Annotated in this window: 8 protein-coding genes; 6 read left to right on the top strand and 2 right to left on the bottom strand. The window is 72.8% G+C overall.

The genetic code is table 11. From position 1 onward, the window contains the following. Positions 1-383: 383 nt before the first annotated feature. Positions 384-953 carry an HhH-GPD-type base excision DNA repair protein gene (locus tag KME77_RS05905; RefSeq protein WP_219462706.1) on the bottom strand — a complete coding sequence of 190 codons (570 nt, stop codon included), beginning with the start codon at positions 951-953 and terminating at the stop codon, positions 384-386. A 155-nt stretch (positions 954-1,108) separates the two neighbouring features. Between KME77_RS05905 and KME77_RS05900 the strand changes: the two genes are divergently transcribed. The 6 genes from KME77_RS05900 (at position 1,109) to KME77_RS05875 (ending at position 6,039) form a co-directional block, all read left to right on the top strand. Beyond that, the gene (locus KME77_RS05900) at positions 1,109-1,333 is read left to right on the top strand and encodes a hypothetical protein (RefSeq protein ID WP_219462704.1); all 225 of its coding nucleotides are present in this window, start codon (positions 1,109-1,111) and stop codon (positions 1,331-1,333) included. A 123-nt stretch (positions 1,334-1,456) separates the two neighbouring features. Next, entirely contained in the window at positions 1,457-2,956 is a 1,500-nt protein-coding gene (locus tag KME77_RS05895; RefSeq protein ID WP_219462702.1) for a hypothetical protein, read from the top strand. Positions 2,957-2,966: 10 nt separating this feature from the next. Then, a complete protein-coding gene (locus KME77_RS05890) occupies positions 2,967-3,734 on the top strand; it encodes a thioesterase family protein (protein WP_219462700.1) in 768 nt (255 codons plus the stop codon). Positions 3,735-3,756: 22 nt separating this feature from the next. Then, entirely contained in the window at positions 3,757-4,512 is a 756-nt protein-coding gene (locus KME77_RS05885) for a LamB/YcsF family protein (RefSeq protein ID WP_219462699.1), read from the top strand. Between the two features lie 14 nt (positions 4,513-4,526). Next, entirely contained in the window at positions 4,527-5,156 is a 630-nt protein-coding gene (locus KME77_RS05880) for a 5-oxoprolinase subunit B family protein (RefSeq protein WP_308250567.1), read from the top strand. Between the two features lie 7 nt (positions 5,157-5,163). Further along, complete coding sequence (locus tag KME77_RS05875) at positions 5,164-6,039, top strand: 5-oxoprolinase subunit C family protein (RefSeq protein WP_219462697.1); 876 nt, start codon at positions 5,164-5,166, stop codon at positions 6,037-6,039. On the opposite strand, the gene KME77_RS05870 is transcribed toward KME77_RS05875, so the two are convergent. Next, positions 6,017-7,114 (bottom strand): alkene reductase, encoded by a 1,098-nt coding sequence (locus KME77_RS05870; RefSeq protein WP_219462708.1) that lies wholly within the window; start codon positions 7,112-7,114, stop codon positions 6,017-6,019. The genes KME77_RS05875 and KME77_RS05870 overlap by 23 nt on opposite strands. Positions 7,115-7,120: the final 6 nt, after the last annotated feature.

The raw sequence follows: 7,120 nt of genomic DNA, 5'->3' as shown, positions 1-7,120 counted from the left end.
ACTTACGAGGTGTCCTTTGGAACTGGCGGTTGGAAGCGTGAAGAACTCCCATCCTCCCAGCTCAAGGGGCACCTCACTTGATTTCATGGCCCTCGCTTCAAGTTTCACGCCGTGGATTCAGGCTGAGATGTCCACATCCGACTCCCGGGGACGGGGAACGGAGGTCTCGGCGCTCATGGTCGGCACCTCCGTCGCGTGCCAGGGTCTCCCACGCGGCACATCTCCATAACTGTATATCGGCGTAGCGCAGCTCCGGGCGACCGGATTCTGCAGTACATCATCGGCGATGGGCAGGCACGGACGGAAGCCCCCGTCGCCGCCCGGTCGTCATTGAGGTCAACGCATCCTGTCAAAATCGCTCCACATCGCGCAGCAAGATCGGGCTACTTGGCCGTGGCCACGCGCTTGGCCTCCTGCTTGGCGGCCCGAACGCGCCCCAGCGTGTCGGCGTCGACCACGTCCGCGACCGAACGCAGCGACCCCTCCTCCCCGTAGAGGCCCGCCGCCTCGCGCCATCCTGGCGGTTGAACCTCCATTTGCTTGCCGAGCAATGCCAAAAATATCTGGGCCTTCTGCTTGCCGTACCCCGGAAGCTCCAGGAGACGGCCGAGCAACTCTTTGCCGTCGGCGGCGTCGGTCCAGATGTTCTCGGGCTTGCCGTCATAGTGCTCCACGAGGTAGGCGGCCAGCCGCTGGACCCGCTCGGCCATGGCCTTGGGGTAGCGGTGGACGGCCGGCTTCTCGGCGAGCAGCGCGGCGAACTCGCCCGGGTCGAAGGAGGCGATCTCCTCCGCCGTCAGGTCGTGCCCGAGCCGTTCGGAGATCGTCTGAGGCCCCGTGAACGCCCATTCCATCGGGATCTGCTGATCGAGCAGCATGCCGACGAGCAGGGCGAGCGGACTCCGGCCGAGGAGTTCGTCGGCCTCCGTCCGCTGGGCGAGCTGGATGCGCATGGGAACAGCTTCGCACGAATGCGGTTCCGAAGAAGCGAACACAGGCGTTGCGGAGGCTTGACACTGCCCTGAGAAAAGATGAAATGGGGAGCGCACGTCGCCCTGCATCCATTCCTGGGGGTTTGCCCCTGGGCCTCCAGAGGAATCTCACACCTATGCTCGCTCTGGCCACACGCTTCCTCAGGGAGCCGGTCAGTCTCAGGCTGGCCGAAGAGTTCCTGACCGTGCCCGTGGACACGATCGACCGTTGCGTCGCCGACGTCTGCGCGTGCGCGCAGCACCTCGGCATCACGGCGACGCCCGAGGTCATCGAACGCATCGCTCGCGAACACCTGCTCGCGATCGTGAACTCAGCACCACCGCCCCGGACTCCCCGATAACATCGGGGTCACCAGGCCGCGTTCTACGCACCGTTTCGGCCTGGAATGCGAGAGAGTGAGGGCGTGCGCCGACACCGACGAGATCCCCGGGAGAGCACCCCGCCAGACGATGTGTTCAAGGAGATGGTGCAGGCGGCTCGCGAGCTTCTGGCCGTGCGCAGCCCCCTTGACGCGGAGCTGATGGTCTCCGACATGATCGGCGCCTGGTGGGGCCGCCGCGTCAGGGGTGGCGACGTCGAGCAGGTGCTCGGCGAGGGGCTCGTCGACTACGCGGCCAAGGCGGGCACCCCGGCGTCGCTGACGCTGCTCATCTGCCTGGCCTATCTCGGCACGGCCCGCCAGGGCGCCAAGGCGGAGGGCGCGGCGCTGGCGATGATGGAGTCGGGCGTGGCCCGGCCCGGCTGGGCGGAGCGCGTCGGCGCGGTCAAGCCCACCGGCTGTTACGTCTCCCGCGACGCCTACGGCGACCAAGACACGGTGATCTGCACGTTCGGCTACCGCTGGGGCGAGGACGGGTCCGTCGGCCCCGACCAGGACCGCCACGCGCTGGTCATGGTCGTCGATCACAACATGTCCGGCATGGCGCGTGACGCGTGGGTGTCCTCCCAGGTCGACACGTTGCTGGACAAGGCGCGCGACGAGGCGGCGGGCAACCAGATGCTGCTGTTCGAGGAGATCGAGCCGCAGCAGGCCAGGGCGCTGCTGGAGTCGGCCATGAAGGCCACCAGGGAGCCGAAGAACCCGCCTCCGGTCAGCGACAGCTACGGCGCCTTCCACGCCTTCGCCCGCGCCCGGCTCAAGGCGCTGCCGCCCGGCCGCAAGCGGCCCGCCCCGCTGCACATCGAGGCCCCCTACAGCCGCGAGCGGCGGGCGATGCTGGCCGCGGAGTTCCTCGCCTCGGACGCGGCCGAGCACCTGTCGGACCCGTCGGCGGCCTCGCGGTGCGCCGACCACATCATCGACTACGGCTGCGACCAGGACTTCAACCGGCCGCTGCGGGTCAGCCCGACCAAGTGCGAGACGTTCCTGCTCGACTGGCTGCCGCGCAAGGTGATGCTGAGCGTGGCCGAGCAGGAGGCCATGCCGCACGTGCTGTCGGCCTGGGTACGGTTCGCCGCCCGCCGTACCGGCCTGCCCGAGACGGGGCTGAAGGCGACGCTGGACGCGGTGTGGGAGGCGATCGGCAAGTTCCCCGAGGCCTACCGGGACCCGACCTCGTTCGGTCTGGACCGGCCGCTGCTGGAGCGGCTGCTGCCGGACGGCGACCTGTCGGCGCTGGCCAGGCGGGCCTTCGCGTTCCCGTTCCTGCAAGGGGTGCACAACGGCGTCGACCTGGACGCCCTCAACCCGGCCGACGAGGCCGACCGGCGCACGCTGCTGGAGATCGATCACGTCGGCGCGATCGACGAGGAGCACCTGGCCTGGCACGAGGAGATCGCCGGCCGCCTGTGGGACGGCGACCCGCCGCAGCTCTGGGAGGCCGCGCAGCGGCTGCTCGACCTCGGTCACGACCGCCACGACGTGCTGCACGTGCTCATCGAGATCGCCGAGCGCATCGGCGGCGACCCCGAGGAACTCGCCTCGGCCCTTGACGACATCGCCGACATCCCGGACGAGATCTGATGGGCATCCGATGAGCACAGCCATGTACACACAACTGGCCAGGACGCGTTACGCGGCCTCCGAGCACACCCAGGGTCCGTGGGACCCGGAGTCGCAGCACCTGGGGCCGGTCACCGCCCTGCTCGTGCACGAGTTCGGGACCCGGCCGGGGATGGAGCTGTCCAAGCTGTCCCTGGACGTGTTCGCGCCCGTGCCGGTGGGCGAGCTGGAGGTGCGCACCGAGCTGCTGCGCGGCGGCAAGCGGGTGCAGTGCCTGTCGGCCCACGTCACCTCCGGCGGCCGCGAGTACGTCAGGGCCACCGCGTGGCGCGTCCGTACGGCCGACACGCCCGCCACGGCGGCCTCGGGCCCGCTCGCGCCGCCTCCCGAGACGCTGGAACGCGACCGCGACACCTGGCTGAGCGCCGGCTTCGGCTACGGCCGCGCCGTGGACTGGCGCTTCTCCGCCGGGGGCCCGCTGAAGGCGGGTCCCGCCACGGCGTGGGGCCGGGTCACGGTGCCGCTGGTGGAGGGCGAGGAGATCACGCCGCTCGAACGGCTGGCGCTGTTCGCCGACAGCGGCAACGGCATCAGCTTCGCCGTCGACCACGAGGCCTACCTGTTCGTGAACGTGGACCTGTCGATCTCGCTGTTCAGGGCGCCGTCCGGGGAGTGGATCGGCATGGACTCCTCGACCGTGATCGGGCCGTCGGGGCGCGGGCTGACCCGTTCGACGCTGTTCGACCAGGACGGAGAGGTGGGGGCGGCGGCTCAGACGCTGTTCGTCGCGCCGAGGTAGCCGTTGCCGCCATGATGGGGGCATGGTGATCGACCTCAACGCGGATCTGGGCGAGGGCTTCGGCGTCTGGCGGCTCGGCGACGACCTGGCGCTGCTCGACATCGTCACGAGCGCGAACGTCGCCTGCGGCTTCCACGCCGGCGACCCCGTCACGATCAGGCGCACCTGCGCGGCGGCCGTCGACCGGGGCGTCGCCATCGGGGCGCAGGTCTCCTACCGCGACCTGGCCCACTTCGGGCGCAGGGAGATGGACGTCGAGCCGGAGGAGCTGTGCGCCGAGGTCCTCTACCAGCTCGCCGCCGTGGACGGCATCGCGCGGGCGATGGGCGGCCGGGTCTCCTACGTCAAGCCGCACGGCGCGCTCTACAACCGCATCTGCCGCGACCCGGCGCAGGCGGAGGCCGTGGTCGAGGCGGTGGCCGACTACGACACGACGCTGCCGATCCTGACGCTGCCCGGCTCCGCGGTGCACGCGGTGGCCGCCGCCGAGGGCGTGCCGACGATCGCCGAGGCGTTCGCCGACCGCGCGTACACGCCCGAGGGGATGCTGGTGTCGCGGCGCGAGCCCGGGGCGGTGATCCACGACGTGACCGCGGTGTCCGCGCGGGCCGTGCGGATGGCCGTGGACGGGAGCGTGACGGCCGTGGACGGGCAGCCGGTCCCGGTGCCGGCGCGGTCGATCTGCGTGCACGGGGACACGCCCGGGGCGGTGCGGCTGGCGCAGGCCGTGCGTGACGGGCTGCTGGAGGCCGGAGTGGTCCTGCAGGCCTTCGCGTGAGCGGGAGTCCGGTGGTGAGCGGGGTCCGGGCGGCCGGCGAGCACGGGCTGCTGGTCGAGACGGGAGCGCTGCCGGTGTCGCACCGGCTGGACGCGCTGCTGCGCGCCCGGCGGCCCGCCGGGGTGGTGGACGTCGTCCCGGGCCCTGAGACGGTCCTGGTGGTCGCGCCCGGGGTGGACCAAGGGGTGTTGCGGGTGCGGCTGGAGGAGCTGCTGAGCGAGGCGCTGAGGGCGCCGGCGGAGGGTCCTGCGGCGAGCGCCGAGGCTGAGCCGGTCACCGTCCCCGTCACCTACGACGGCGAGGACCTGGAGTCGGTCGCCGAGCTGGCCGGGCTGCCGGTGGAGGAGGTGGTCGCCAGGCACGCCGGGCGGGAGCTGGTGGTGGGCTGGCTGGGGTTCGCGCCGGGGTTCGCGTACCTGACCGGGCTCGATCCCGCGCTGCACGTGCCGCGCCTGGCCACGCCGCGCACGTCCGTGCCCGCCGGCTCGGTGGCGATCGCCGGGCAGCACTCCGCCGTCTACCCCACGGCCTCGCCCGGCGGCTGGCGGCTGCTGGGGCGCACGCCGCTGAGGATCTGGGACGTGGCGGCCGACCCGCCGTCGCTGTTCCGGCCCGGGACGCGCGTCCGTTTCGAGCGGATGTGAGCGCGCCATGATCGAGGTGCGCGCGCCCGGCCCGTACGCGACCGTCCAGGACCTGGGCCGGCACGGGTACGCCCATCTGGGGGTGCCCTCGTCCGGCGCGGCCGACGAGGCGAGCCTGTGCCTGGCCAACCGGCTGGTCGGCAACCCCGAGGCGGCGGCGGGGATCGAGCTGACGTACGGCGGGGCGCGGCTGGCCTTCCGGGCGGGCGCCTGGGTCGCCGTGACCGGGGCGCCCTGCCCGCTGACCGTCCGCTCCCCCGGCCCGGTGGCGGACGGGCGGGTGGGGAACGGGGTGCCGTTCTGGGTGGCCGCGGGGGCCGAGCTGCGGTTCGGGGCGCCTTCGTGGGGGTTGCGCACCTATCTGGCCGTCCGGGGCGGGATCGCGGTGGAGCCGGTGCTGGGCAGCCGCTCCACGGACTCGCTGTCGGGGCTGGGGCCCGCGCCGCTGCGCCAGGGCGCCGTGCTGCCCGTGGGGACGGCCGGAGGGCTGGCGGAGATCTCGGTGGACCTCGCGCCGCCCCGGTCGCCGCGGGACGCCGTGCTGCGGATCGTGCCCGGGCCGCGCGACGACTGGTTCGTCCCGGAGGCGCTCGCCGAGCTGTGCGCGGAGCCGTACGCGGTGAGCCAGGACAGCAACCGCGTCGGCGTCCGGCTGCGCGGCCGGGAGCTCTCGCGGGCCCGTGAGGGGGAGCTGCCCAGCGAGGGGATGGTGACGGGGGCGGTCCAGGTGCCGCCCAGCGGGCAGCCGATCGTGTTCCTCGCCGACCATCCGCCGACCGGGGGCTACCCGGTGATCGGGGTGGTGCGGGCGGCCGACCTGCCGGTCGCGGCCCAGCTCCGGCCGGGGGACAAGGTGCGGTTCAGCGTACGGGCGAGCCGCTGAGCGGGTAGTCGGTGTAGCCGGTCTCGCCGCCCACGTACATCAGGTGCCGGTCGCGCAGCGGGTTGAGCGGCGCGCCGGTCCGTACGCGGGCGACCAGGTCGGGGTTGGCCAGGAAGGCGCGGCCGAGCGCCACCAGGTCCGCCCCCGCGTCGAGCAGCCGCTCCCCCTCCTGCCTGCCGCCGTCCGCCGGGAACGGCCCTGGCCAGGGCAGCATCGGGTTGGCGATCAGCGTCGAGGTCCAGGCGTCGCGGATCTTGCGGAAGAGGGGCTGCTCAGGGTCGGCGAAGACGACGTGCAGGTAGGCCAGCCCGGTGTCCGCCAGGGCGGCGACGAGCGCCGGGTAGAGGCTCTCGGCGTCGTCCTCCCGCATGCCGTTGGTGGTGTTGCCGGGCGAGACGCGCAGGCCCACGCGGGAGGGGCCGACGGCGTCGGCGACGGCGTGGACGACCTCCAGCGCGAAGCGGAGACGGTTGTCCACCGAGCCGCCGTAGGCGTCGGCGCGCCGGTTCGTGCCCCCCGCCAGGAACTGGTGGATGAGGTAGCCGTTGGCGCCGTGCACCTCCACCCCCTCGAAGCCCGCGTCGATCGCGTTGCGGGCGGCGGTGGCGAAGTCGGCCACGGTGGAGCCGATCTCGGCGGCGGTCATCTCGCGCGGCACGACGGCGGGGCGGTGGCCGTCCGGGGTGAAGATCGTGTCCGGGAGCGGGACGGGCGAGGGGGCGATCGGCCACAGCCCGCCGCTGTTGTCGGGGTGCCCGATCCGGCCGCCGTGCTGCAACTGCAGGAACATGCGGCCGCCCGCCGCCCGCACCGCGTCCGTGACCTGCCGCCATCCGTCCACGTGCTTCCGGGCGTGGATGGCGGGGACGTTGGGGTAGGTCTGGCCGACCGGGTTCGGGGTGGTGGCCTCGGCGATGATCAAGCCTGCGGAGGCGCGTTGCGCGTAGTACGTGGCCATCAGGGGGCCGGGGACGCCGTCCGCAGCGGCCCGGGTGCGGGTCATGGGGGCCATCACCAGGCGGTTCGGGAGGTGGAGGGGGCCCAGGCGGGCGGGGGTCAGCAGACGGGACGTCACTGCGGT

It is taken from the genome of Nonomuraea rhizosphaerae, from assembly GCF_019396405.1.
Lineage (GTDB): Bacteria > Actinomycetota > Actinomycetes > Streptosporangiales > Streptosporangiaceae > Nonomuraea > Nonomuraea rhizosphaerae.
The sequence above is the reverse complement of the archived record's forward strand: the minus strand, read 5'-3'. Positions and strand labels throughout refer to the sequence as shown.

Bases quoted from the DNA above. Each gene is read 5' to 3' on its own strand.
- KME77_RS05895 (WP_219462702.1), top strand. From the start codon at position 1,457: ATGGTGCAGGCGGCTCGCGAGCTTCTGGCCGTGCGCAGCCCCCTTGAC.
- KME77_RS05875 (WP_219462697.1), top strand. From the start codon at position 5,164: ATGATCGAGGTGCGCGCGCCCGGCCCGTACGCGACCGTCCAGGACCTG.
- KME77_RS05890 (WP_219462700.1), top strand. From the start codon at position 2,967: ATGAGCACAGCCATGTACACACAACTGGCCAGGACGCGTTACGCGGCC.
- KME77_RS05885 (WP_219462699.1), top strand. From the start codon at position 3,757: ATGGTGATCGACCTCAACGCGGATCTGGGCGAGGGCTTCGGCGTCTGG.
- KME77_RS05905 (WP_219462706.1), bottom strand. From the start codon at position 953: ATGCGCATCCAGCTCGCCCAGCGGACGGAGGCCGACGAACTCCTCGGC.
- KME77_RS05900 (WP_219462704.1), top strand. From the start codon at position 1,109: ATGCTCGCTCTGGCCACACGCTTCCTCAGGGAGCCGGTCAGTCTCAGG.